This is a genomic window from Spirosoma profusum (assembly GCF_014699005.1).
GTDB classification, from domain to species: Bacteria; Bacteroidota; Bacteroidia; order Cytophagales; family Spirosomataceae; genus Spirosoma; species Spirosoma profusum.
On record NZ_JACWZY010000032.1, the window covers coordinates 33,681 to 58,950 of the forward strand.

The following is a 25,270-nucleotide window of genomic DNA, read 5'->3' on the forward strand; positions in this document are numbered from 1 at the left end:
ATTGAAAACAACCTGACCATGAAACATCTTCTTCTTTACCTATCATTATTGGCAACATGTACTACGTTCGCTCAGACAGCATCCAACCGGAACGTAGCGCACATCACAACGTATCAACCACCCGTTTTTACGGATGCTGATCAACTGAAAAAACTGGAAGCGGCTTTTCCTATCGTTGAAAAATTGTACAAAGACGCTGCCGAAAAACGGCATTTTCCGGGGCTTGCGTTTGGTGTTGTGATGAATGGCAAACTGGTTTATTCCGGCGGATTTGGCTTTACCAACGTAGCGAAGAAAATTCCGGCCAATACCAAATCGCTGTTTCGAATTGCGTCGATGACCAAAAGTCTGACGTCGATGGCTATTCTTAAACTCCGCGACGAAGGCAAACTCCGGCTCGACGACCCCGCCGAACAGTACATTTCTGAACTGAAAACCCATAAATACCTCACTGCCGACGCGCCCCGCATAACGGTACGTAACCTGATGACCCATTCGGCCGGATTTCCCGAAGATAACCCCTGGGGCGACCGTCAACTGGCTGACTCTGACGCCGATTTGTTGAAACTCATTAAAGACGGCATCTCGAATTCGAACGTACCAAGTTTTGCTTATGAATATAGCAATCTCGGTTTTGCCATGCTCGGACGTATCATCACGGTTGTTTCGGGTAAACCGTATCAGCAGTACATTACCGAAAACATTCTGAAACCGTTGGGCATGAACGATACCCAATGGGAATACACAAAAATTCCGGCCGAGAAACTGGCTTTGGGCTATCGCTGGCAGGACAACGACTGGCTCGAAGAACCACTTCTGCACGACGGTTCGTGGGGCGCCATGGGTGGACTCATTACGTCCATCGAAGACTTCAGTAAATACGTAGCGGTACACGAATCCGCCTGGCCACCACGTAGCGATGCCGACAACGGGCCAGTGAAGCGAAGTTCGGTACGTGAAATGCAACAGCCCTGGACATTTTCGGGATTGTTCGCCCAGGCCAGAAATGCAGCCGGGCAGGTTTGTCCGGTTGCCAGTGGATACGGATATGGTTTGGGGTGGAGCGAAAACTGCAAAGGTCAGAAAGGGGTAGGGCATAGTGGTGGGTTGCCGGGATTTGGTAGTCAGTGGCGCATCCTGCCCGACTATGGTATCGGTGTCATTGCTTACGCGAATTTGACTTACGCTGGCCTGGGGTCGGTCAATACGGCCGTGCTCGATACGTTGGTGGCGCTGGCTAAACTGCAACCCCGCCAGCTTCCGGTATCTACCATCCTCGCGCAACGAAAAGCCGAACTGGTAAAACTGCTACCTGATTGGACGAACGCCGAACAAAGCGGCATTTTTGCCGAGAATTTTTTCCCTGACAGATCAGTAGCCATTCGCAGGAAGCAGGTGCAGGATTTATACGCCAAAGTGGGATCGATACGTAGCGTGGGCGAACTTATACCTGAGAATCAGCTACGGGGTCATTTCCTGCTCGAAGGCGAAAAAGGGAATATAGATGTTTTCTTCACCCTTACTCCTGAAAATCCGGCCCTGATTCAGCAACTGGATTTCCGGGAAGTTTCGAAACAATAGTTATCATGCTTTTGAATGAACAAATTTCGCCCGCAGGTGAAGCGGATATTCCTGCCCTGAACGAATTGGTTAACAGTGCTTATCGGGGAGAAAGCTCACAACGGGGATGGACATCCGAAGGACATTTGCTAGGTGGAATACGTACCAGTGAGCAGAGTTTGCGGGAAATGTTTCAGAATCCGTCTGCTACGTTGTTGAAATACGTAGCAGACGGCCAACTGCTGGGCTGTGTCTATCTTGAAGAGAAAAAACCAGATTTATACCTGGGAATGTTGACCGTTTCGCCCGATGCGCAGGCTAATGGCATTGGTAAAAAACTGATGGCCATTGCTGAACAGATTGCTATTGACAAGGAATATCAGGTGATAGCTATTACGGTTATTTCCATTCGCCACGAACTCATTGCCTGGTACGAGCGACGAGGTTTCCGGGCTACGGGCGAAACAGTGCCTTTTCCAGACGACGAACGTTTTGGTCAGCCTAAACAGCCGCTGGAATTTATTGTAATGAAAAAGAAGTTAGAAGAGAATTATGACACGGAGATTAAAGGAGATACGCAGATAAAAAAATAAAAACTCTGTGAATCTCTTTCATGCGCTGTGCATCTCTGTGTTTCAATCAAATTATTACTCATGAATCAACCATCACGCAGACGTTTTCTTAAAAAAAGTGTAGTCGCCGGATTGGGCGCAAGTTTGCCTGCTAACGTAGCAGCACCGGGCGAATTGTTTGTTCATCACGTATTGTTTTACCTGAAAAATGCAGGTAACCAAGCTGATAAAGCCAAGCTGCTGGAAGGATTGAACAAACTGGCGAAGTGCCCTACCATTAAATTGGTCAATATTGGCACGCCCGCTGCCACCAATCGGGAAGTTATCGAGCGGAACTACACCTATTCCTGGCTATGCTTTTTCGATAGCCCTGCCGACGAGGAAGCGTATCAGAAACACCCCATTCACGACGATTTCCGGAACAATTACGCCCACCTCTGGGAGAAAGTTGTTATCTACGATTCCATAGGGCCAAAACGGTAGAGTCATGAATAATGCACAATGGATAATGTTGGGCGTTGATGGTCAAACATTATCCATTGTGCATTATTCATGACTTATCCTGCGTTGCTAAAAAATCCTTAAAAGCATCTTCCAGAGCCTTTAAAGCTTCAGCCAGGCCGCTGGTATCATTGACTTTCAGTTTGGCTTCAGCCGTCTTGGCAATATCGGCTACACGAGCTACTCCAATAGTACCTGCGCTGCCTTTAAGCGTGTGTAGATGGCTTTTTACGGTTGGAATATCCCCGAGTCCATAGGCAGATATGGCTCCGTTAACAAGCTCGGTAGCTTCGGTGACGAACTCCTCCATAATACTGTCGACCAACTCCTGACCACCAATATCCCGCAGTTGGCCCACAATGTCGGCATCGATGATGGGAAGTGCTGGCTCAGACGCTGGCGCAATCGGTTTTGGGGCTGGTGTCGATGTTTCGGCCTGTTTTGCCCGGCGGACATCAACAATCTCTTTCACTTTCGCAATCAGGCTTTGGGCACGTATCGGCTTGGCGATGTAATCGTCGAGGCCCTGGCTTAAGAATCGCTCCCGATCTTCTTTCATCGAATAAGCCGTCATGGCAACGATAGTCGGTAAGGCTTTCCCGAATTGCTTCCGCAATTGGCGGGTTGTTTCAACGCCGTCCATATCAGGCATCTGAATATCCATGAAAATGACATCGAAGGGTGGGGTAGAAGGCAGAGAGGTAAGTGCAGAGGATTGTGCTTCTAAGTCCATTCCATGCCCCGTTCCCCATGCCCCATGCTCTTTCCCCTCTGCCCGCTGCGTTACCTCCGCAATGGCCGCCGGCCCACTGTCGGCGGTAGTGACGACACAGCCGGATTTGCGTAGAATTTCGCTGGCTACTTTCCGGTTTACCGCGTTGTCATCCACCAGCAGTACGTTCGGATGATACGTTGAGAAGAAGTTTGCCAATGCAATTTCAGCTACTTCGGTGGTTTGCTGAATCGGGCTGATGGACGTTTCTTTTAACTCGATAATGAACCAGAACGTACTGCCCATACCCACCGTCGACTCTACACCAACTTCGCCTTTCATCAGATGGGCCAACTCTTTGGAAATCGCCAGACCCAGACCCGTACCGCCAAACGACTTCCGCGACGACGTATCGACCTGGCTGAATGAATTAAATAACAGGCTGATATTCTGAGCCGAAATGCCAATACCTGAATCTATTACCGCTACCCGAATCCGATTGAATTTGCCCCGTTTACTGAGCAGTTTTGCTTCCACCCGAATGCTGCCATGTTCGGTAAATTTGATAGCATTCGAAGTCATGTTCGACAAAATCTGGAGCAGCCGCGTCTGGTCGGCAATAACGAACGTAGGCAGATCGGGGGCCAGGTGATACGTTAGTTCGTTGTCTTTGGAGTTGGCCTGCTGCCCGAACAGCGCGATTAGTTTTTCGAAAATCTCTTTGAAAGCGATCGGCGCTTCGTGCAGCACCATCTTACCAGCTTCAATTTTCGACAAATCCAGAATATCATTCAGAATATTGAGCAGCGTTTCCGACGAACGTTTTACGGTTTTGACGTAACCACGCTGTTCGTCATCGAGTCGCGTATCGTTCAGCAGGTCAATCATGCCGATGACCCCGTTCATGGGGGTTCTGATTTCGTGGCTCATGTTGGCCAGAAATTGCTCCTTCACCTTCAGCGAGCGCTCCGCTTCGTCTTTCGCTTTCCCTAATTCGGCCGATTGTCGTTTCAGCTCAGAAATGTCGCGGGCCAGTACGGCTACAACGGAACCATTACCAGGTTCGTCGTTGAGCATCAGCATGTTAAACATAAACTGTCGCTCACTGCCGTCTTTCCGGCGCATACTTGCTTCAAAATTCCGCAGGCTTCGGTTACGGCCCACTTTGAACATGGCCCGACGAATGGCATTCTGATCTATGAAATACTGGCTGATATCCTGCCCAAGCACTTCTTCGGGCGTGTAGCCCATTCGCTTGAAAACCGACGGGCTGATCATGGTGATACGCCCTTTGCGGTCGACGCGGGCGTAGATATCCTGAAGGTTTTCGAAAATACCCCGGAATTTTTCTTCACTCTGGCGGGTCGCAATTTCGGCGCGTCGGCGGTTGGTAATGTTACGTGCAATTCCCGACACTTCTTCAATCAGACCGCCCGCCAGCATAATTGGGTTCAGGTGAAACTCGAAAAAGTTCTCACCCGAGGACGTCATGAAGTTGAGTTCAAAATTCTGCGCAAAACCCCGGAACGCCTGCCGATACCGATCTTCGATTTCCTTCCGATTTTCGTCACCAACAATACGCCAGCCTAGTTCGGGCGTACTATGCTGATTAGCAGAAAGCTCGTTCAGCGAAAATCCTGCCAGGCGTGCGTAGTTTTTATTGAACGACGTTAATTGCAACGCTTTGTTAACCGACCAGATCAGATACGTACTATTGTCGAAAATGGCCTGTAAACGAGCATTTTGTTTATCCAGACGGGCCTCAGATTGCTTGCGGGCAATAGCCAGAGCCACTTGTCCCGAAATAAATTCGAGCAACTCCAGATCACGGGGGCCGTAGGTTTGCGCATCGGTATACGACTTCACGCCAATAATGCCCGTAATCTCGTCGCCAATACGTAGTGGAGCCGTGAGCATCACCTGAGGCTGCTTCTGACCGTATAAATCAACCTGCTTCTGATCGGCCAATTGCCGGACGTCTTTTTCGTATAAAAACAGCGGTTTATTGGCCAGGATCGTGTATTCAATAATTCCATTGCCGAGCTTCCGTTTGGTGAACCGCATGTTGCTGCCGAAGTACTCATCGACGTAATACGGGAACGATAGGTACGTTTTACTGGAGTCGTAGAGGGCGATGAAGAAGTTACGGGCATCGATGATATTGCCCAGTTCTTCGTGAATCTTTTGGTACAACTCGCCGAGATTGGGCGTATTGATGGTCCAGTTGGCGATACTATAATACAGTTTCTGCGATTTTTCGGCGCGAATTTTGCCTGTAGTATCGTGCAGAATACAACGGAACGCAGTTGGGCGGCCATTCTCGAAGCGGCAGTTGACACTCCCTGACAGAAAAAGAGTTTTGCCCGACTTACTCCGAAAAACGGTTTCAAAATACGGAAGTTTGTCGCCTTCCTGAATACGTTTCAGCAAACCCAGGGTGCTGCTGAGGTAGTCGGGATGAAGTACGTCGCGCAGGTTCAGGACCGAAATTTCGTCGGAATTATAGCCCAGTACCTCGCGCCAGGCACGGTTCACGAAAATGAACTTTCCGTCGAGGGTGAGTAACTGAATTAAGTCAGACGTATTATCGACTAAATCCTGCAACTGCGCATTCGTATTCGACAGGGCCGAAGCGACGCGTCGTTTGTTCGTTACGTCTTCGCCAATGATGGTGAACGAAGGCGACTGACCGTCGGTGCTGTTAACGATGAATGAGTTGAGCTGGACGTTACGTTGGGCTCCGCTTCGGGCCAGAAGAACGATTTCTCGCTGTTCCGGAAAACTGCCTTTCTGCGACGCTTCCTCGAATTCCGATTCGATACGGGCGCGGTCGGCGGGCGGAATAAAAATGTCGAAGAAATTTCGACCGACGATATCGGCTGGTTGCCAGGCGGTTACTCGGTACGTGTAAGGATTTGCATACGTTAACGTACCATCCTGTTCGACGGTCAGACCAACCAGGTTAAGCTGATCGACGGTTTGGCGAACATCGAAGGTATGTTTCGCGTCGGTTCCGTTCAGGCCGTCGCGTTCGTGGTGGAGCCGTTCAATTTCGGCTACTAATTCATCTTTGGTTTTGGCAGACCAGGGCATGAGGTACGTGGGTGATAAACAAATAGCCAGGGTTTGGGAACGTAGCAGTTGCGCAAACAGACTGGTTAAATTTATAAAAAATGCTGGTTTTCGACAATGACGTATCCGTGTTACGTCGTCTTACGAATGCTCATTTGGTAATTGTTATTTGATCACAAAGAACGCAAAAGTCACCGAACAGTAAGTCTATGCATTCTTTGCGAATTCCTTTACGTTCTTTGCGCCGGGCCGCCGGTGCGGTTAAAAAAGCAAAACACTGCCTAGCGTTTGTATAACAGATTATTGCGTGATTCAATTCGACAAATAGCGTCTGATTATCCAGTCAGATGAATCACTGTATAATAAGTATTGCTTATTTTGCTACGTTTCGGTTTATACCCATGTTGCAACGATGTTTTTGTATGTTGGTTTTGCTGGTCATGATGGCCTGCGAACCGTTTGATCTGGAGAAGAAAAATTTCCCGACCTGTGTTCCGCCAAAGGCTGCGATTGGCGTCAGTATCGGGCGGCTCGATGTTACGTTTTTTCTGGAAAATCAGGAAGGTGACATTGGCGTGGCCGGCTGGGACCCTGGCGATGGCAAAGGAAAAGGCCGGGTTGGCACGCGCGTTACGTATACCTACGAAAAAGCGGGCGAATACAACGTTACGCTTGTACTCGCTAATGAGTGTGATGACAAGTTTACCACAACGCGTAAAATCACTGTACAAAACTGATGCCTGCTCTACGTTTTCTTTTCACATTCTTACTAGGCATACTGTTGGTCGGAAGCGTTCAGGCGCAGGAACGGGTTCGTAATATTCGGATGCGTGCCCTCGACGCCGGACAACTCGAAGTAATTTATGATTTGACGGTGGCCCGGCCGGGCGATTCCATCTACCTGGAAGTTCGGAGTCGGTTACGGGGAACCCTGCGTATCCTGCCAGAATACGTTCGGGGCGATATTGGGACGCGTGTTACGGTTGGTGCCGACCGACGTATCGTCTGGAATGCGGTAGCCAATGGGTATCCGCTCAATGAAGAAATTCGGGCCTTTGTGCAGGTAAAAACAAATGTATTTCCAGCCGTTACTCAAACTCCGTCTGTCCCGCCAGCCGTCACTACGCCCCGCTCAGAAACGGTTGCGCCTAAACCGATCCCGATAGAGCCTAAAGTCGACGTAGCAACTGCCGAAACGCCTAAAACTGAAGAGCCCAAATCGGATCGAAAACGGAGACGAGAAAAGCCCGTTGCGGTGGTTGCGGATACAACGAAACCCAAGTCTGCCGATATTGAACCACCTGTGGCCCAGCAACCGACAACCCCAGACGATACAGCCCGTCGGCCCAAAATGCGTTACGTTGGGCCATTGTGGGGCGTTGTGTCGGCGGTGGCGCCGGGCATAGGAAACATATTTGTACAGTTGCCAAAACCACGAGTGGGTCTTCGACCGTTACTCACGGTAGCCTGTTATGGATTAGTGGCCTACGGTTTATCGGAGCGGCAAAAATCGCAGGATGTCTATAAAGTATATCAGGAACAGAAAAATCTGTCGGCTGGCGAACCCTATTATCAAACCGCCAATGATCATTACCACAAGTATTTTCTGGCTACCCGGGGCGCAATGATTATGGCCGCTGCCGATGTGATTCTGACGGTGCTACGTGGTGTTCGAAATAGCCATATTCAAAAAGAAGCGGCTCGTTATCAGGGCTTTACAGTTCAACCTGGTGTACAGGCAGGGCAACCGACAGCCGTAGTACGTTACTCATTTTAACAATATCTTTGTCCAGAACATAGTGAAGATACGTAGTAATTTCAGTACAAAATTCGTTAACTAACTAGCCAACCTGAAACCTATGCGTTTACTTCTCACGATTAGCTTTATGCTCCTGTTTATAGGTAGCATCGTTGCCCAGCCTGCCGGGCGACGTAGCAAATCAACCGTGTATTCGGCTTCCGGCGAATGGCAGAAAATAACGCTTCAACCAGCAGCGTCCGGCAGTAGTACCCCATCAGCTCCGGTTGTTCAGCCGAACCCATCGGCCAGCCAGCCCAATAACCCAACTAGTCAGCCGATTACCCCAACCACTCAACCAACTGAATCCGTGGTTCGAACGGAGCCGAAACCTGCTTCTACAGCCCCAACGACAATGCCCAGTTCAGGTTTTCGTCCGGCTTTTACAGGTGATTTTGTCACCAATCGAAACGGCTGGAAAGCAGGTAACAAAGGGGATTACAACTACCAGATTGGGATGGGCCGCTACAGTATCCGCAAACGTAAAGCGAGTACTCGTCAGGTCGCTTTCAGTTACGTATCATTACCAAACGACATTAATCTGAACCGCGATGATGCCTTTACCATCAAGGTAGACGTAATGGCCGATTCGGGGCGGGTGCCAACCGGAGGCCTTTTGTTTGGAGTGAAAGATTCGCTTAATTTTTGTGCGTTTACCCTGAATAGCAAGGGCGAAACGTCCATAATTCGCGTCACGAACGGTGAAGCCTACGGCGATTACATGCCCGGTGATTTTTTTGCACCTGGCGTTCCTGTCGAGAAGAATCGTGACCGGCTCACCATCCGACGTAACAAAGAGTCCCTCTCGTTTTACGTTAATGAACAGGAAGTACGTGGTAGCCCTTATGCGTTCAAAACACTGCCAGGCAATGGCGTTGGCCTCATAACCGATGCCTCCTGGACAACGTTTCAGAAACTAACGGTTACCGTAGGGACATCCCCATCCGATCCGCCACCAACGCCTGTGTCTCTGCCGGTTACGCGCCCAACAACCACCAGTCGCTCTGCCAGCCCGACTTTGACAACGGCCACCAACGTATCGACAGTTGCGGCTAACCCGCCTACGAAGAACGATGTGGCAAGTAGCACTTCGGCACTGGTTACAGCAACTCGTCCCGAAACCAGCGCCAATAAACCGACCAACATAACATTTAGCGAGCTGTTTGCGGACAATCAGAATAAATGGCTGGTTGGGCAGACGGGCGGTTATGAATTTGAAGTGGCAAAGAGCAGCTACTTCATTCGTAAAACGTCAGCAAGCACTTCACGAGCGGGTTATGGTTATATTAATCTCCCAACAGCCCTAGATCTGAATAAAGCTGAGTCGTTTACTATTACGGTCGATATGATCGTTCCGCCGGGTATTCAACCCAATGCGGGACTGGTAATTGGGGTAAATGATGAAGATAATCTCTGCGAATTTCGAGTAGCTGATCGCCAGAAAGTCATTGTGAAATCACTACGTAACGGTCTGTCATCCCCCACGTATATGCCGGGTAAGCCAATACCTGCCCGAGTTCCGATCAATCAGGAAACCAATACGTTGATGATTCAGAAGCGAAATAAAAAGCTTTACTTTTACGTCAATAACCGCGAGGTAGAAAGCAGCCCTTACGAGTTTAAACCCTTCTCAGGTAATAAAATTGGCTTTGTTTCGGCTGCGCAGGCCGTAAAATTTCAGAATCTGAAAGTAGTGAAGTGAAAAATTAGTCGATAGTTAGTAGTTGCCAGTTTCTGACGTTGGTAGCCACTGACTATCAACTATCGGCTAATTTTTCACTACTATCCCTGAACGATTGATGACCAGGGTCTCCCCGTTCAAAAATACCTTTGCCTGATTATCACGGAAAGGCGTAACGGCTTCATAGTCTGGATTAATAACCCACTCGTCTGCCTCATCTACAAATCCCCAACGTCCGTTACTTCGGGCTCGACGCCAGCCGCGTTCATCGGTACCCAACTCGACTTTATCGTAAGGTTTATCCCCAAATACTTCCTGATATTTTCCTTGCCGGGCATTGGCCGCCGTTGTTGGTTTCTCGTCTGCAAGGTTCGGAGGAGCGTTTCGAGGGGTTTCTTCAACAACGGTTTTGGGTTGTTTGTCAGCAGCTACCGATGGCGGAGTGTTTAAAGCTGGGTCAGACGTATCGGTGGCTTCATCAGTAACTTCTGGTTTTTTTTCTGGCTCTTCAGTGGCGGATTCCTGGCGAGACTTTTTTTCCAGAAAAGCACCCGATGTTTGTTCGGTCTTCTTCTTCGGTTCGGCTGGAGTATCGTTGGATTCGCTATTTTTAATAAACCAGTAAATGATGGCCAGGAGCGCCAGCGCAAACAAAATTCCATAAATGCCACTTCGGTCGGGTTGAATTACGTCAACCCGAACTGTACTTAATGGATTATTATTGACATCAAAAAGCGTATAATCTGTACTCTTCGACGGCTTTACCCAGCCTCGATTACTAGGAGAGAGCCCTTCGCCCAGATCGTCGATAGTAACGGCAAGTAAATTCTCTACCTCCCACGCCAGTGTTACAGTCTGCCCTTTACGTATGCGAGCGGGTGTCGCTGTGAACGACCGCACTACCGGTGGCATTTCGGGCTGGCTCTGAGCTTTCTTCTGTTGATCAATTTTCTGCTGCTCAATAGCATCAAAAAATGATTCCGTTGACGTATTGGTTGGAGCAGACTGAGGTTCTATAGGTCTCGACGTAACAACTGGAACAGTTGATTTTTTTGCATCGGCCTCATCCTCAAGTAAATCCTCGTATGTATTGGATGGAGCCGGTGGAGGAACCACTGCGACCGGCGGAGACGTAGTGACCGGAACGACAGGTTCAGCAGGTTTGACCGGCGGTGGCGCGATACGTTTCAGAACAGTTGGTACCCAGCGATTTCTGACAAAATCAGCGGAAAGTTTCAACGACGTAGCTGCATTCACAATCTGCGCTAAATCCTGGTTCACCAAATGACTGCGTGACGGCTCGGCTAGTCGCACAATACGGGCCTGTATGTTCTGAAACAGTATCGAATTATTAGCAACTTCCTGGCTTATTTCGGTGGCTCGTTTGAGGGCATCGGCCAGGGGAATACCCACCTGTTGGGCGTCCTGAAGATAGCCATTGGTGCGCCAAACGTCGGGGCCGTCAAGCACAATGGCTTCACGGAGTCGGTCGATCAGTTCGGTTTCCGTCATAGGTTTTACTGCTGAATGAGTGGGTGTCACGCAAGAGTGTTCGACAAGTAAACACCGAATCTCATTTGAACGTCACAAAATTAGATTGATAATCTACTGAAATGTAAAAAAGCCTCATTTTCTGGCTCAACACGCGTTCAATAAACGGTTACTACGTATGTCAATAATGGTAGTTTAGGGAGTGGACAAGCTTTTTATTACTAACGCTGAATGGCCATGAAACCTGTTTATTTTCTGCTGTCGATTCCTTTTTTGTTCGTTCTGACACTGTCTGACCGACTCATTAGGCTGGATAGCCTATCGAACGTAGTGAAACCTGACACAGCCTGGAAACTGGTCTGGTCCGATGAGTTCAACAAGGCAGGTGCCCCTGATCCTAAAAACTGGAAATTTGAACAGGGTTTTGTCCGTAACCATGAGATTCAGTGGTATCAGCCTCAAAATGCTCGTTGCGAAAACGGTCTGCTCGTTATCGAAGCAAAACGGGAACAACGTCCCAATCCGACGTATCGATCCAATAGTATCGATTGGAAAACGAATCGACCAACGATTACGTATACATCGTCGAGCCTGAAAACGAGTGGATTACATCAGTGGCAATATGGTCGTTTCGACATGCGCGGACGTATCGATATCCGCTCCGGCATGTGGCCCGCCTTCTGGACGCTGGGCGCAACTGGCGAATGGCCAGCTAACGGCGAAATCGACATCATGGAATATTACCGCAATATGCTACTGGCCAACGTAGCATGGGCTACGGATACGCGATACAAAGCCGAATGGCGAAGTGTGAAAAAGCCCATTACTACGTTCAACGATGCCGACTGGTCGAAGAAATTCCACCTCTGGCGCATGGATTGGAACGAAAACTCTATCCGGCTCTACGTCGACGGTCAACTTCTAAACGAAGTCTCATTGGCCGAAACCATTAATCAGGATGGAACGAAGCGTAACCCATTTCATCAGCCTCATTACCTGTTACTAAACCTCGCTATCGGTGGAGATAATGGTGGTGATCCGGTTCAGACGGATTTCCCCGCTCGTTTTGAAGTTGATTTCGTTCGGGTGTATCAGCAATAATTAGCTAGCTATTAGCTTGACTTTAGCCTTTCGAGAATGCCCTAAATTGGCTTGTATAGGCCTAAATACGTACTTGCTAAATTTTTGAATACCCTCATTCTAGAGCAGATGTTCAAAAATAAATCACCAACGTGGCCTATCCATCCAGGAAACGGCTATAAGCATTTTTCAAACAGCTAAAGTCGAGCTTAACCTATTGAAAATTTTATTAGCCTAGTCGAACGTAACGATGTTACGACGGTAATCAACGGAAATCTTGCCGAACTTTGAGAGGGCTGATTGCCCCAGCAACAATGGCGCTTTGGTGCTGCTCACTACGTTAGCACTCACGTTTTCAAGAACACGATCGCCGATACGTACCGATTTAAGTCGGATGATAGAGCCCGGCGAAATATCCCCGTTGGCATCCTGAAATTTCGATTTTCCGATAATGTCATCTTCCGTGATGACGCCTTGCTTGAACATAAACTCGGCCTCTGTAGCGGAAATCGAAATCAGGCTGGCACCGGTATCCAGGATGAATTTCAACGGTAAACCATTGATTTCTACCGGGATTTTATAAACGCCGTTTTCTTTTTCCATCGCCACTTCAGTAGGGCCGTCACTAAGCTGAGTTAGGGTTGGCTTTGGCGTAGTGGTGTCTTTCTGGACGGGTTCGGCGGCTGGTTGCTTGGCTATATTGCTACGTTTGTTTCGACGCGGCTGGTGGCTTCCTGAGCGCGAACAGCCCGAGCAACCTGCTATGTAGAGCGCCGTCCAGACTAACACCAGGAATATGAAGCATCGACTAATAAGTTGGTGAATAAGTCTGGGTTTCATCAGGTTGTACCGGACCTTTCGTCCAGACTTTCAAAACGGTAATTGAGTGGTGTCTATTGTCTCTTGTTAGGGAGTATTGCGTTTTTGAGTCCAGACTTTGTCGTTGATTCTGGTTTGGGTTCAAATACATAGGTGAAGAGTTCATTACAGACAAGCATATAGAGACCAATAATTGCAATGTTAATCAGGTGATTAAAAAACGTAATTGCCCCTAATAGAATGATAAAAGCTGCAATAAAGGCGCGTCTTGCTATAATTCCATGTGCCAGCTCGTGAAGTTTCTCGCGCCAGAAATTACGAAAACTGCGTTTTTGAGGCTTTATGTCTGGCTCCTCGGGTGGTTTTCTGTCCGAATTAGATTGTTCAGGGGGGAAAAGTAGATAACTCGCTATTGTAAATCCTATGAGCAAATAGAAAAAATAATATAGACTAACCTGATGGCTTTCAGCCAGTAAATTCAGTAATAAATTAATTAACAGAATTGATCCGTGCATCGGACCAACGAGCGTTTGATGGATGTCACGGTTAGGATCTTCGAAAACACCTATAAAGACAATCGTTTTTTTATGTTCTTTCTGATTAGTATCGAGTTGTTCTAAAAATAATTTACGTCCATTATATGCGGATGTATCCGTATCTGTAACCTGACCCAGGTAAAACAAATTGCTGCGAAAATCATAAGCAAACTCCTGTAATTCAGCCTCATTTTTTCTAAGAGTGGATGTAGGGAGCGATTCTCGAAGAAAGTTTACAAACCTGGTCCATACAGATTCATCAGGGTCCCGACTAACGTCTTCATTATCTATCCAGAAGTCAGGTATAAAGGCAGGTGGAGGTTTGGATATCAGGTCTTTTCTCGTAGGTATTGATGGATACAATTTGAGTCTTTTGTAAAGGACATACGGCAAACTTGGTTGTGATTGACTAGTGTCTTTATTAATACTAACAGGCTTATAAGAAAAGTATGTTTCGTCGTAATATTTTGTAATATCGACCGATCCACCAGCCATCAAGTCTGAATCAATGGCTGAAGTATTGGACAGGTTTTTGTTCTCCTCCAGGCCGCTTTGAGCCAGTACTAGTTTTCCCTTTTTGTTGAGCGAATAAAGGGCGGTTCGCAGGGTACTGTCTATCAGAGAATCTGGTGAGAATTCAGGGAAGAGCAAGTCGCAAACCACTAAGTCTACCTTGGAGCTATCGGAAAATGCCTCGAGTGTTTGTAAAAACTGAGTTAGTTTCTTACGATCCGTAATTACCTGATTCGATTTCCAGGTTTCGTTTAGCGAAGGATCTGGAATTAACGCCATGTCATGCGATACGTCGACAAGCAAAAGACGATTATTGCCGAGCAATACGTCGGGGGATTGATTCCAGTGAAGGTAGCTTTTAAAACGATGAAGTTTGGAGAATAAAGTTACTTGCTCTTCGAGCAAAAGCGGATAATTACTTGAACAGCCAATGGTGAACAGGGTTAGTAAAAGTGCATTGCCAAAAGAAAATAACCCGCGAAAAAGCTTCCGTTTACGTTTTCCTCCTCTATACCGAATTAGCGTCAATAGATAAAAAATAAGCGCCGACAGGGCTATAAAAAGTACTGCTTCGAGCAGTATATTGTGCCAGATTTCGATCATGGCTCACAACTGATTTTTTCCGCCCGAAGCAAATTTTTGGCGACCCGACGTAAGGCTGAATTATACAACGCCGGGCTAACGCACTGTTTTCCGCCCCAATTTTGGGTTAAGAAAGATACTAACTCATCAGGGAGTTCGGTACAGGCTGGCGAATCGTTCGATGTCCAGTCCCGAAGCGAACGTACGAGCTGTGCCCTATCATCGACCGATAAAAAATAAAAGGTCACCGGGTGAACTTCATCGACCATTGTAACCGTAGCAGGTAAATAACGACCTGCTGGGAGCTCTGGTAACATACCCGCATACAGTAACAATTCTGTACGGTCGGCATTCAGGGGCAAGGCATGGTTTTTTTCATTAACGGTAAGCGTAAAGCGGGTATCGGGGTTGAGGTTTCCCAGCGGAATACGTAGCGTATCCAGCACAACGGTTGTATCCTGAAAAAAGCACCGTTGGCTGTCGCCTGGTTTGGCTTGTGTATTTAAGTCACCCCGTCCGGCCGCAGTACTGGCCGCGACAGCAAAGAACGTTGCTTCGCCATTGTTTCCAAGTCGCCAAAACCGTACTCTTTTATCCGGATAATGAATCGCCACCTGAAAGCGTGTTAGTTTATTATTATTTGATTTCCACTTCATTAGAGCGTAAATCAGGTCATTGGTAGCCTTCGTTTCATTGCCCGTAATCTTATCAACAGTTTCGGCAAGTTCACGATAAGCCTGAACTGAGCCTGGACATAAGCCAACTCGGTATTTCCCTTGCCCCAATCCGACTAAAGGGATTAGTGTGACCAGCAGAAAGCTGAATATTACGTTATGCCTTGCCATAGTTACACCATTAGAAGTATACACAGTTTACTTGTCTAGTTTTTCCAGTATTTCTTCAAGACGACGAATAATTGAAGGCAAATCACTACGTGCCTGCTGCACGAGTTGGCGGGGGCGCTCGGAGTACTTCTGGATAACCTGGTAACGCTCGTTAACTTCGTTGGCACTGTTCTGCACCCATTTCGTGTCCGTATCAAATTGCTGCTGGCAACGGGGCGATAAATTGCCAATGCGATTGAATAGTACCTTATTCAGACTATCGTAGAACGACTTCTGATTGGTATAGAACTTTGAAAACGACTGGGCGTACTCCTCGGCATTGTCGGTAGTTATGTGCTCGTTCATATCCCGCAGCAGAGGCATGTCTTCCCTGATACCTGCCAGTGCCCGTTCATTGACAAACTTATCCAGCGCTGGGCATGGTCCCTCTGCTTTGGGCGCTATGGATCGGCTGGCGGAAGTAGTTGCTACGTTCGATGGGACAAAAGGTGTTAGGTTAAGAACGAATTGCGGATTCTGTTGTCGTTTGTTTTGTTGCGCCATGGTTTCTGTGCGCTTCTTTACGTCATCCAGCAGCGTTTTCCAACTGAGGGGTAGTGGATTTTTCCAATTCAGCGAACACCAGTCATTGAATGCATTCTCAAGAGAAATGCTCATCCAGCCTCCTTTTGAGTCGCTGTGGGAAGATTGTTTGGGACGAGAGCTGCTCATCAGTATACCACCCTGCCAGTTTCGGAACAGCGCTTTTATCCGTTCAGGAGCCAGACTTGTTGAAGGCATAATATCAATAGCTCGGCCACTGCTGACGGCTATGGGCGGGTCGGTAAGATAGGTGTTACAAGCATCGGCAATGGCGATGGTCATTCGCGGATTTTTGGCCTGAATTCGGGCGTAGAGTTCGCTCAGGCTGCGTGCCGATGCGGTAATGGTGGCCGGGTCGGCGTTAGCTTTTCCGACAATGAGTGATGGGAAATCATTCTGACGACTGTTGAATCCATGTCCGGCAAAATAAAAAAACACGACATCATCTTTCCCAACATTCAAACTACTAAGCACTTTGTCCAACTCATCAGCCCGGCAATCAGTAGCGTAGCGTCCGATTATTTCTGGTTTTAGGCCACTGTATTGAGCAATATTCTGGGCCAAACCATTGTTGCCCGTGAGAGAACTGTATGTTTTAAGATTATTGCCGCCAATACTTGGATCATCGGTATCCGCAAAAACGATGAAATGAAGCGTTTGACCTTTGGCTGTTGATAGATTTATCAGCAGTGTCAGTAGTAGACTTAAGAGGTAAAGGTTTCTGGTCATCGGGAAGGGTAGGGATAAACTAGGCGAATAGGAACAATTACTTTTTCGATTTAGGACGGACTGGTTTTGGTGCTGGCTTCAGACGCAATCGTTTCACCATTGCCTTATGTTGTTCGGCGTTGACAATCGCTTTTGAGAAGTTAGCGTTGGCGTAGGCTGTTGATAGTAAAAAGTTTACGTGATTAAACCGGTCACGGGCGCGGGGATGCGAGGCATAAATCGACTCTCGTTTTTCGGGGGCGACCGGCTTTTCGGGGATGTCATCGGTTTTTTCGCCCATCATCTGAAGCATCATGTTGGTAGCCTCCACGTCGCGTAGCGATTCGGCATCATCCAGCGCTAGTTTCTTCCATAGATTGCCAGCCTCGCGGGGGTCATAACCTGCATCATACATATACCGTAAGCCAATTCGGTCGGCCTGGGTTTCCTGTGTGCGGCTGTATTCACTGACGTACATTTCCGATAGCATACCAACAGCCAGAGCAGGTACTGTACTACTTGTCGTAATAGTCGAAACGGCTATGATTGCGTTGCTGGCATCTTTCCAGTTTTTGCGTTTGCGGAAATTCTTTGAGTGATGTTTTTGCGTTACGTGGGCGATTTCGTGGCTAATGACGGCTGCAAGCTGGGCTTCATTGCTGATCCTTCTCAGCATTCCGGTATGAATAATTACGGCTCCATTCGGAAAAGCTGATGCATTAAGCGATTCATCTTCAACTAAATAATACTTGAAATCAATATGGTCGGGGTGATCAATAGGTAGGGTGCGGATGTATTCAGGGACAATTTTGCGCCCTATGCTATTGACGTAATCCTGAAGAACATTGTCGGTAATAAAGGTGCGATTAAACCCTTTCCCCAGGTTTAATCGATTCTTATCGACTTGCATCCCTAGCTCAACTCCGCGCCGAAGCAGACGATCATCGCTGTTCGATTCAACTGGCCGGGCAGTGCCCCGCGTTACGTAGATAATGCCATCTATTTCACGTTTGCCGTGTACGTTTAATTCGCATCCTAGCTGGAGTTCATTAAATGACTCAAATTTCTTGTCTCTCCATTCATTCTGTCCTTTCAGAGTAACGCCACTATTCAGTGCCACCAACTGCCCATCCACAGATGCCTGATTCCCCTCCAGAAACTCGTACAGACCTTTTAGCCCGGTATTGCCATAATAATCGTCGGCCAATACAACTTCTTTGGCGGTATTTTTCAGGCTGCGCTGGTAGTGATCTATCCGTAAATTGACTTTCATGCCCGACTTGATAGCTTCTGGTATTAGCTGATCGTCAGGTTTTAACTTTTCCATCTTTCGATTGCCCAGCGATTTTTTCAAAAACAGGCTGTTTTTGTTGATGCTAATTGTTGAATACCGAAGGTCAAGGTCGCTTTCGATATATACCGTCATCGTCTGATACGGTGGCTTGAACAACAAAACCGTTGCGTTATCAAATTCTTTGTCGAGTGGCACTTCGACCATTGGCGTTTGAGCTGCGAGCTGTTGAGCCAACACCAGGAAAAATAATAATCGGAGAGGGGAGTGGATTTTCATCGGTGTTATAAAAAAATCACCTTAAAAAATAAGATCGTCGGCGGTTTGATTCAGATAGTCAGGGCGTTGTGGTGGTTTCTCCTGTTTAGACATTTCAAGCACATCACTCCGAACGCTCTTCATGGTCTGTTCCAGGGTATTGCCTTTCTTCAGATGTCGAAGCAAAGCCTCCGTGTAATAGCCGTTTTTCCCTGGTCCATTCCAGGCTTTTGTACCGGCCATAGTAGCCTGTGCCACACAGCAGTTCCGGATAAAATTTTCGACCACAATAGGCGCGAATGGAGGGAGGGGAAAACGATCTTTCGTAGCCGTTCCTGTAGTTTTCGCGGTTAATGAGGACGTAGTTTTAAGGCCCTTCAACGCAGTTTCTCGGCAAGCATCGAGCACAATCATACAGAATTTCGGGTTGGCTTGCTGAAGTTGTTCGATCAGGGTTGTAATCAGTAAGGCATTTTCAGTGAGTTCCTGAACGTACTGATCCGTTACAGAAAATTCACCCATATCAACGGGAAGTAAATAATTAGTGCCATTATACTGCAATCCGTGACCAGCGAAATAAAAGAAAGCCAGGTCGGCATTTGTTGCAGCCTGGCAAAAAGCCTTGATTTTTTCCTTGAGAAGTTTTCCTTTTGTATCCTTTACCAGGGTAGTCGAGAATCCAAGCTTATTGAGCCGGATATTCATAGAATCTGCATCATTTATTGGCTGATTTTTGAGTTCGGCGTAATAGGTGTATTCAGAATTGCCAATGATTAATGCTACCCGTTTCCCGGTAAACGTAGAAGTAGATTTTGTGCTGCCTGATTCGCCCGAACGGGATAATCCGCGCAAACGAGCCGCGGCATCGGGATAGCCCGGTTTTAGATTCAGCGCCTTGTTGTAATAATCCGATGCGCGCGTTAAGTCATTTTTTCGCTCGTAGGCTTCGCCCAAATCCGTAAATACACGATGGGCTTCTCCATGCTTACGGTTCAGACTTTGCTGAAAATCGGCAATGGCATCATCTATTTTTCCGCTGTACATTTTGGCCCTACCCCTGTTTCGATACGGATAGGGAGAAGTCGGATTCAGATCAATCCCCTTCTGTGCAATAGTGAGCGCTTCGGAATAACGACCAAGCTTAACCCGACAGTAACTTAATCCGCTATAGTAATTTGCTTCTCTGGGTTTCAGTTTAATGGCTCGCTCATAATCGGTAGCGGCCCGGTCATACTCATGAATCTGCACCCTTAAGTAAGCGCGCTGGGCGTAATAGCGGGCTGACGTATCGACAAGCGCAATGGCAGCGGTAGCATCAGCAATGGCGTCATCAAATCGCTCCAGTCTCCCCCGCACGATGGCTCGTCCAAGCAAAGCGGCATCGGCCAGGGGTTGTATGCGAAGGGCTTCCGTATAGAGACGTTCTGCCTCGACATAGTTGGTTTCCCGATCTGCCCGATTAACCCATTCCTGTGCCGTCTGGGACAGAGCGGTGCCCGTCGACAGGAACATCGTCCAGCCGAGTATACAGAAAATTGATAGGTACTTTGAATTGAAAATACACCTGCCCATTTTTCGATATACTTAACACGTGGATAGTTGATTGGCATGCCAACCTGGATTGGTACCAAATGTAACTAATGAAGGTGTTAAATCTAGAAAACCTAAGCGGTAAAGTCAATACAGGAGTTTAACTCCTTATCTTTAAATCAGCCTGTTAGCGTACAGCCCACTGCTTACTCGTAACGTATCAACGCCTTCGTTTTTACACGCCATGTGCCGTTTTCCAACGTAGCTTCACCGTCACGGCGCATGGCGATACGTGTGTGGACCGACGAATAAGGATTTTCGCTTTCGCAGGCAGGCTCAATCATGTAATTCCGATACGTCAGGAAGCGAGCTACACGTCCGGGATCGGCTTCAAACCGGAACATAGCGAGCGTCGGATTATCGGCGCTCACGCTAAATCGATAAGCTGACTCAGGTATGAGTGTCGGCGATTTCTGTGATACGTCGAACTGGCCGTTCTGGTCGGGAGGAGGGCAATAAAAAACTTCGGAACGGGCGATCGGTGGCAGCGGTTCCAGAGGTGGGAGCGGCTCTATAGGCGTCTGCACCTGAATAGGGTCGGGCTCGCCAACTAGCGCCGACTCAATCGTTGGTTCGCCAAAACGGGGTCTTGGGGCTGGTTTAGATGCCGTAGTAGACTGTTTCTTTAATTCCTTAATGGCTTCCAGTGGATTTGAGGTACCCAGTTCGTTTATAATAGCGTCGTAAGCTCTGGCTTTCAGATTTGGCTCATTCTGCGATTGGCGAGGTTCATTGGCCGGTTTGGTACGTCGGTAAAAGTCAACATCACGACTCAGCTTTTGATTATCGTCCGTCAGTCGTTCTATTTCAGCTTTGGCTCTTCGGTAGAGCGCAAAATAAATACCTGCGGCACCAACTAAAAGCCCAACTATTCCACTAAGTATCATCATCCAGAGTTGATTGTCCTGTTTTTCTTTCTGCTCACGTTCCAACTGACTCAGCCGGAGTGCATTCGGATCGATGCCCGTGCCTTCGTCGGCAACCGTTGATGAGCTGGCAGATGATTCAGTTACAGTTGCTGTTGGTTCGGGTGCTGGAGCGGGCGGAAGTAACTGGTCGATTCGGGCAATTATTTGGGCCTGTACCGGTGGAGTCAGTGGCTTCCCGTAGTTGTTATCTGTTTTGTAGCGGGCATAAAATTGCGCTAGTTGTTTCCGAATGGCTGTATTGGCTTCAGCCGGTGCCATACTGTTGAACTGCGCTGTATTCTTTAACTCGCTCAACTCCTGCATTTTCGCCCCAACCGCATCCCAGCCGCCCACCGTCCGAATAATCGTTTGCGGATCGCAGCCGTCGCCACAATCACGTAGCATGGCATAAATCTCCTGCGCTTTCGGTTGCTGAATACGGGCAAAAACAACCGTTGCTACGTCTTTCGTCAACGTATCGACAGCCGCCTGGTTCGCGCTCTGGGCTAGCGCAGACGTAGTGAGTAGGCTAAGAATGATAAGTAGTCGCATAAGGATTTTGTTGGGACACAGAAATGCACGGAGACACACAGAGATTTTATTTTTCTCTGTGCATCTCCGTGTGTCTCCGTGATCTCTGTGTCATAACTCACGCTAGTGTATTGGCCAATTTATTGATAGCTCCGATAAGCGGGTAGAAAAACAGCGTTTCATCAATGGGTGCGCCCAGCGCGTCGGTCATGCCGCTGTATTCAGCTGCAATGTCGCTCTCCCTGCGTTGAATACCGTCCATGAGCGACGTATCGAGATGCGTCCGTAACTCCTGTTGGGCCACCACCAGCGACCGCGCCGATACATTCAGATTCCGCACGAAACTAAACTGCTGATTAATCGCAAAGAAGAAATCGATAAACGCGTTGGTTTCTTTCAGTAGCGAATCAACTACTTCCGGTTTCCGTAATTCAGCATAAGTCAGCGTAGGGAATTGGTCTTCGAACGTAGCAGGGTAGACGTAGTTAATCGCTTCCGTATCAACCGGACGGCTGTTGGTTGGCTGCATCAGCGCACCTTTGCAGGTCACCTCTTTCGGTCCTTTCCGTTCGTAGAACAGCGTTAGTCCACTGGCGTCGTAGGTTTGGTCGTAGACTTTTTCGAAAATAACCCGCGCCAGTTTACCCAGCATCTGATCGTCGGAACTAATGATAGTCAGTACTTTAGAGCCCGTTCCGCTGAACGTAATGGCACCCGGCAAACTGATGCCTTTGTGCTTCATCAGTTTGGCGATGTGATACAGTAACGCCGTGAAGAACAAGACGAATACCACTTTCATATCTTCGTCTTTCGCCAGCATCCCGTTGAACGACAGCATACTTTTGGCCTTCACGTCGTTACTTTTCTCAATCGAGAACCAGAACGCCATGATATCTTCCGAACGATTCGTATCCAGAATGCGCCGGTTGTTATCGCTCAAGTTACCCAGACTCTGACTGTCCAGCAGTGTCTGAATTTTATCGGCATATTTCCGAACGAATCCATTGTGGCTGGCGGCTCCGTACTCGCTGAACGCGTCGCCGTAGATGGCGTTTCCCGCAAATCGAAACGACGTCAGCAACTTTGGTTCGTTACGTTCGTAAACCACTACGTCCGACGTACCACCGCCAATATCGACGTTGATAACGGGCCGGGCCGACGCGCTTAACGTAGGATTCTGCTTGTAATAATAGAACGGCGCGACTGATTCCGATACCTCCCGCAGCCGACCCGCCGACCCACCAATATAACGGTCGTACAGTTCCTGCCAGTCGGCGCGGAGTTGGCTCACGCGACCGGGCGTCATGCTGGCGGGGTAGAACCAGTAAACCGTCGTCTGGGCCAAATTACCACCTTCGGTAAGCACTTTGTTTTTGATGAGCATCAGCAATTCTTCCAGAAAAGCCTCTACACGCCGTTCAGTCTGATCGCTGGATTTTGCCCATTTCAGGTTAGTGGTGATGCGGTTGGAACCAGCCGGTTGACGCTCTACGTAGAATGGAATGTTGAAATCGGCCAGCGCCTGCGTTTGCTGGTTGAAACTCAGGTTCAGCGGTTCGGCAATGGCGGTTCGTGTCGGGAAATTATCAGGTCTGCCGGGGCCGATAGTCGGCGGCACGAATTCCAGATCATACAGTAAAAACAGCTCGAACAGGGCCGGATTGTACTGCGTGGGAGAAACCAACGTAGCAACCTGTGGCGTCAATTCTGCTACGTCGTAGGGGCGGGGAGAGCCCCCATCAACTTTGTATTCGACGTGGGTATTCGTCGTGCCAAAATCGACTGAAAATTCAAACTGCTTGCTACCGCCGTTGTAAAGTTGCCAGCGTGGAATCAGGACGCCGTGCATTTCCTTACCATCGCCACGAATGTTGGCCTGTAGATAATCGAACTCTTCACGCAGGACGTAGTACACACTGGAACCGTCGGTATTTTGCTGACGGACAGTACGTTGGTGCTTCGATTCGACTTTAACTTCGCTATTTTCTCTCTGCCCGAAATAAGCTAGTTCGTACTGATTCTGACTGTCGAAACCCGACTCAATGAGCTGCACCCGGTAATCAGCGGGAACAGTTACTGACCCCGACCGCACGAACGGATAAATATTAACCGTAAACGAATTTTCGACAATGATACCTTCATTCGTCGTTTCGTTAGGGGCAGCGTTTGTCGTTGAGCTATAGAGTCGCTCGAACGTAACGAATTGGTTCCCAGGCTGACTTGGCGCCGTAACCGGAATGTCGAGTGTTACGTTAATCCCACCCGCTTGCGGCACCATTTTCAACCGAACGCGGCCAAGTAAAAGATCATCGACATCAAAAAAGTCGAAGAAGTCTTTCTTGAGAGGTAACAGAAAACCTTTGTCGGAAGCGGGCGTTTGCAGGTTGCCATCGAAATAGCGGCCCCGGTCGGTGGGGAAGGGGAGCCGGATGAGGTAGGGTTCCAGTAAATCACTGACAGTCAGCCATGGATAATTGCCGGGTTGACCGGGTAATGGCCTCAGATTGTCGCGCCACGACTCACGAGCGAAGTACGGAACGGCGGTATTTGAATTCCACTGCGCCTGGGGTACGTAGGTAAATTGCCGGAAAAAGCGGTTTTGCAGTGCCATCGGACGCGGCAAATTCGGGTATAACCGAGCGTATTTATCCGACTTAATGATGAAATCACTAACCTGACCGATAGCTCGCGAATCAGACTTTTTCTTACGTAGCGGAAAACCAAGTACTTCCACAATGTCGCCCGGACCCGTGGTCAATTCCTCAAAATCCTGCTCAAATTTCTCCCGCGTCAGCAGCGGCTGCCCATTCTGCGATTGAATGTGTTCATAGAATAGCGACGAGTTAGTTTGTTGCAATAATGCGAGGTTCCTATTGAGGTAGTCGTCTACTTCGCGGAACCGGTCGCGGAAATTGGGCATAAACTGCTTGATGGAATACCAGAATTTTTGATACTCAATATCGCGCTGGTATAACGCACAAACCGAGTTATCAAACAGCCGGTCGTTGCCCATCGATACGTCGACCCAGCTCAGGTCGTTCCCCGAACTGAAAAACAACGTTTTAGGCGACGTACCACCCACCACTCGCCCCCGGTAACTCAGCACAAACAGCCGGTTAATGTCGCCAAAATTATATTCAGCGGCATCCTGATCCAGAAACAGTTTTAATGCGTCGCCGAGTCGTTTATGCCCCAGATTAGACGTTGGCTGCCGTAGTCGGTCAAGGTCGGTACGTACGTCGAATGGCGTAATGACGATGTACGTTTTAAGCTTGTCGTAATTAAAAAACAACTCCCCCACATCGAGCGCATCCGACACGATACGTTGATCGTTCATGGTGCCGTTGAGGTCAGGGCGAAGGGCCAGATTCAGGAATGCCGAACGTACCAGATCCAACCGCGCAAACGGACTTGGAATCGAGGTCGGCTGCTTCACTGTCTGACCGCCCTGCGGGTCGCGGATGGCCGCAATCTGGTCGGTTCCGAAGGGTTTACTAACGTACCAATGCAATCCTGGTACGGGGTTATGTAGGCTGAATGTTGTAGGCATCTTTTCTGTTCAAAGTTCCAGGTTTCATGTTCCAGGTTGGCTGACTATAACGGCGGACCGGCGTCAGCCAACCCGGAACATGAAACTTGA

Annotated in this window: 17 protein-coding genes; 7 read left to right on the forward strand and 10 right to left on the reverse strand. The window is 48.3% G+C overall.

What is annotated here, in order from left to right; all coding sequences use genetic code 11:
* Positions 1–18: 18 nt before the first annotated feature.
* From IC229_RS27815 to IC229_RS27825, 3 genes are read left to right on the forward strand one after another with little or no spacing between them, the layout of a single operon-like run.
* The gene (locus tag IC229_RS27815; protein ID WP_190891082.1) at positions 19–1,581 is read left to right on the forward strand and encodes a serine hydrolase domain-containing protein; all 1,563 of its coding nucleotides are present in this window, start codon (positions 19–21) and stop codon (positions 1,579–1,581) included.
* 5 nt (positions 1,582–1,586) lie between these two features.
* Entirely contained in the window at positions 1,587–2,153 is a 567-nt protein-coding gene (locus IC229_RS27820; protein WP_190891084.1) for a GNAT family N-acetyltransferase, read from the forward strand.
* A gap of 60 nt (positions 2,154–2,213) precedes the next feature.
* Entirely contained in the window at positions 2,214–2,615 is a 402-nt protein-coding gene (locus IC229_RS27825; RefSeq protein ID WP_190891086.1) for a Dabb family protein, read from the forward strand.
* Between the two features lie 67 nt (positions 2,616–2,682).
* Here IC229_RS27825 and IC229_RS27830 read toward each other — a convergent pair whose 3' ends face one another.
* On the reverse strand, positions 2,683–6,438 hold the full coding sequence (locus IC229_RS27830) for a PAS domain S-box protein (RefSeq protein WP_190891088.1): 3,756 nt from the start codon (positions 6,436–6,438) through the stop codon (positions 2,683–2,685).
* A gap of 326 nt (positions 6,439–6,764) precedes the next feature.
* On the opposite strand from IC229_RS27830, the gene IC229_RS27835 reads away from it, so the two are divergent.
* From IC229_RS27835 to IC229_RS27845, 3 genes are all read left to right on the forward strand, one after another.
* Positions 6,765–7,154, forward strand: coding sequence for a PKD domain-containing protein (locus IC229_RS27835; protein WP_223834226.1), 390 nt, complete (start codon positions 6,765–6,767; stop codon positions 7,152–7,154).
* On the forward strand, positions 7,154–8,194 hold the full coding sequence (locus tag IC229_RS27840; protein WP_190891090.1) for a hypothetical protein: 1,041 nt from the start codon (positions 7,154–7,156) through the stop codon (positions 8,192–8,194). The genes IC229_RS27835 and IC229_RS27840 overlap by 1 nt, the downstream gene beginning before the upstream one ends.
* A gap of 82 nt (positions 8,195–8,276) precedes the next feature.
* Positions 8,277–9,917 (forward strand): hypothetical protein, encoded by a 1,641-nt coding sequence (locus IC229_RS27845; RefSeq protein ID WP_190891092.1) that lies wholly within the window; start codon positions 8,277–8,279, stop codon positions 9,915–9,917.
* Between the two features lie 66 nt (positions 9,918–9,983).
* On the opposite strand, the gene IC229_RS27850 is transcribed toward IC229_RS27845, so the two are convergent.
* Positions 9,984–11,408 (reverse strand): WG repeat-containing protein, encoded by a 1,425-nt coding sequence (locus tag IC229_RS27850; protein WP_190891094.1) that lies wholly within the window; start codon positions 11,406–11,408, stop codon positions 9,984–9,986.
* A 216-nt stretch (positions 11,409–11,624) separates the two neighbouring features.
* On the opposite strand from IC229_RS27850, the gene IC229_RS27855 reads away from it, so the two are divergent.
* Positions 11,625–12,488 (forward strand): glycoside hydrolase family 16 protein, encoded by an 864-nt coding sequence (locus IC229_RS27855; protein ID WP_190891096.1) that lies wholly within the window; start codon positions 11,625–11,627, stop codon positions 12,486–12,488.
* Between the two features lie 213 nt (positions 12,489–12,701).
* On the opposite strand, the gene IC229_RS27860 is transcribed toward IC229_RS27855, so the two are convergent.
* The 8 genes from IC229_RS27860 to IC229_RS27895 all read right to left on the reverse strand — a co-directional run bounded on the left by IC229_RS27860 (position 12,702) and on the right by IC229_RS27895 (position 25,180).
* Complete coding sequence (locus IC229_RS27860) at positions 12,702–13,307, reverse strand: retropepsin-like aspartic protease family protein (protein ID WP_190891098.1); 606 nt, start codon at positions 13,305–13,307, stop codon at positions 12,702–12,704.
* 53 nt (positions 13,308–13,360) lie between these two features.
* Positions 13,361–14,938: a CHASE2 domain-containing protein gene (locus tag IC229_RS27865; protein ID WP_190891100.1), complete on the reverse strand. Its 1,578-nt coding sequence runs from the start codon at positions 14,936–14,938 to the stop codon at positions 13,361–13,363.
* Positions 14,935–15,762, reverse strand: coding sequence for a hypothetical protein (locus tag IC229_RS27870; RefSeq protein WP_190891102.1), 828 nt, complete (start codon positions 15,760–15,762; stop codon positions 14,935–14,937). The genes IC229_RS27865 and IC229_RS27870 overlap by 4 nt, the downstream gene beginning before the upstream one ends.
* A 27-nt stretch (positions 15,763–15,789) precedes the next feature.
* Positions 15,790–17,073 (reverse strand): caspase family protein, encoded by a 1,284-nt coding sequence (locus tag IC229_RS27875; protein WP_190891104.1) that lies wholly within the window; start codon positions 17,071–17,073, stop codon positions 15,790–15,792.
* 37 nt (positions 17,074–17,110) lie between these two features.
* Positions 17,111–18,622, reverse strand: a complete 1,512-nt coding sequence (locus IC229_RS27880) for a M48 family metalloprotease (protein WP_190891107.1) — start codon at positions 18,620–18,622, stop codon at positions 17,111–17,113.
* Positions 18,623–18,643: 21 nt separating this feature from the next.
* The gene (locus IC229_RS27885; RefSeq protein ID WP_190891109.1) at positions 18,644–20,113 is read right to left on the reverse strand and encodes a caspase family protein; all 1,470 of its coding nucleotides are present in this window, start codon (positions 20,111–20,113) and stop codon (positions 18,644–18,646) included.
* Between the two features lie 224 nt (positions 20,114–20,337).
* On the reverse strand, positions 20,338–21,651 hold the full coding sequence (locus IC229_RS27890; protein ID WP_190891110.1) for a hypothetical protein: 1,314 nt from the start codon (positions 21,649–21,651) through the stop codon (positions 20,338–20,340).
* A 97-nt stretch (positions 21,652–21,748) separates the two neighbouring features.
* Positions 21,749–25,180 carry an acetate and sugar kinases/Hsc70/actin family protein gene (locus tag IC229_RS27895; RefSeq protein WP_190891112.1) on the reverse strand — a complete coding sequence of 1,144 codons (3,432 nt, stop codon included), beginning with the start codon at positions 25,178–25,180 and terminating at the stop codon, positions 21,749–21,751.
* Between the last annotated feature and the right edge of the window lie 90 nt (positions 25,181–25,270).

Coding starts and splice junctions, on each gene's coding strand:
- IC229_RS27875 (WP_190891104.1), bottom strand. CDS start 17,073: ATGACCAGAAACCTTTACCTCTTAAGTCTACTACTGACACTGCTGATA.
- IC229_RS27890 (WP_190891110.1), bottom strand. CDS start 21,651: ATGCGACTACTTATCATTCTTAGCCTACTCACTACGTCTGCGCTAGCC.
- IC229_RS27820 (WP_190891084.1), top strand. CDS start 1,587: ATGCTTTTGAATGAACAAATTTCGCCCGCAGGTGAAGCGGATATTCCT.
- IC229_RS27860 (WP_190891098.1), bottom strand. CDS start 13,307: ATGAAACCCAGACTTATTCACCAACTTATTAGTCGATGCTTCATATTC.
- IC229_RS27880 (WP_190891107.1), bottom strand. CDS start 18,622: ATGAAAATCCACTCCCCTCTCCGATTATTATTTTTCCTGGTGTTGGCT.
- IC229_RS27850 (WP_190891094.1), bottom strand. CDS start 11,408: ATGACGGAAACCGAACTGATCGACCGACTCCGTGAAGCCATTGTGCTT.
- IC229_RS27830 (WP_190891088.1), bottom strand. CDS start 6,438: ATGCCCTGGTCTGCCAAAACCAAAGATGAATTAGTAGCCGAAATTGAA.
- IC229_RS27835 (WP_223834226.1), top strand. CDS start 6,765: ATGAATCACTGTATAATAAGTATTGCTTATTTTGCTACGTTTCGGTTT.
- IC229_RS27825 (WP_190891086.1), top strand. CDS start 2,214: ATGAATCAACCATCACGCAGACGTTTTCTTAAAAAAAGTGTAGTCGCC.
- IC229_RS27865 (WP_190891100.1), bottom strand. CDS start 14,938: ATGATCGAAATCTGGCACAATATACTGCTCGAAGCAGTACTTTTTATA.
- IC229_RS27815 (WP_190891082.1), top strand. CDS start 19: ATGAAACATCTTCTTCTTTACCTATCATTATTGGCAACATGTACTACG.
- IC229_RS27885 (WP_190891109.1), bottom strand. CDS start 20,113: ATGTTCCTGTCGACGGGCACCGCTCTGTCCCAGACGGCACAGGAATGG.
- IC229_RS27895 (WP_190891112.1), bottom strand. CDS start 25,180: ATGCCTACAACATTCAGCCTACATAACCCCGTACCAGGATTGCATTGG.
- IC229_RS27840 (WP_190891090.1), top strand. CDS start 7,154: ATGCCTGCTCTACGTTTTCTTTTCACATTCTTACTAGGCATACTGTTG.
- IC229_RS27870 (WP_190891102.1), bottom strand. CDS start 15,762: ATGGCAAGGCATAACGTAATATTCAGCTTTCTGCTGGTCACACTAATC.
- IC229_RS27855 (WP_190891096.1), top strand. CDS start 11,625: ATGAAACCTGTTTATTTTCTGCTGTCGATTCCTTTTTTGTTCGTTCTG.
- IC229_RS27845 (WP_190891092.1), top strand. CDS start 8,277: ATGCGTTTACTTCTCACGATTAGCTTTATGCTCCTGTTTATAGGTAGC.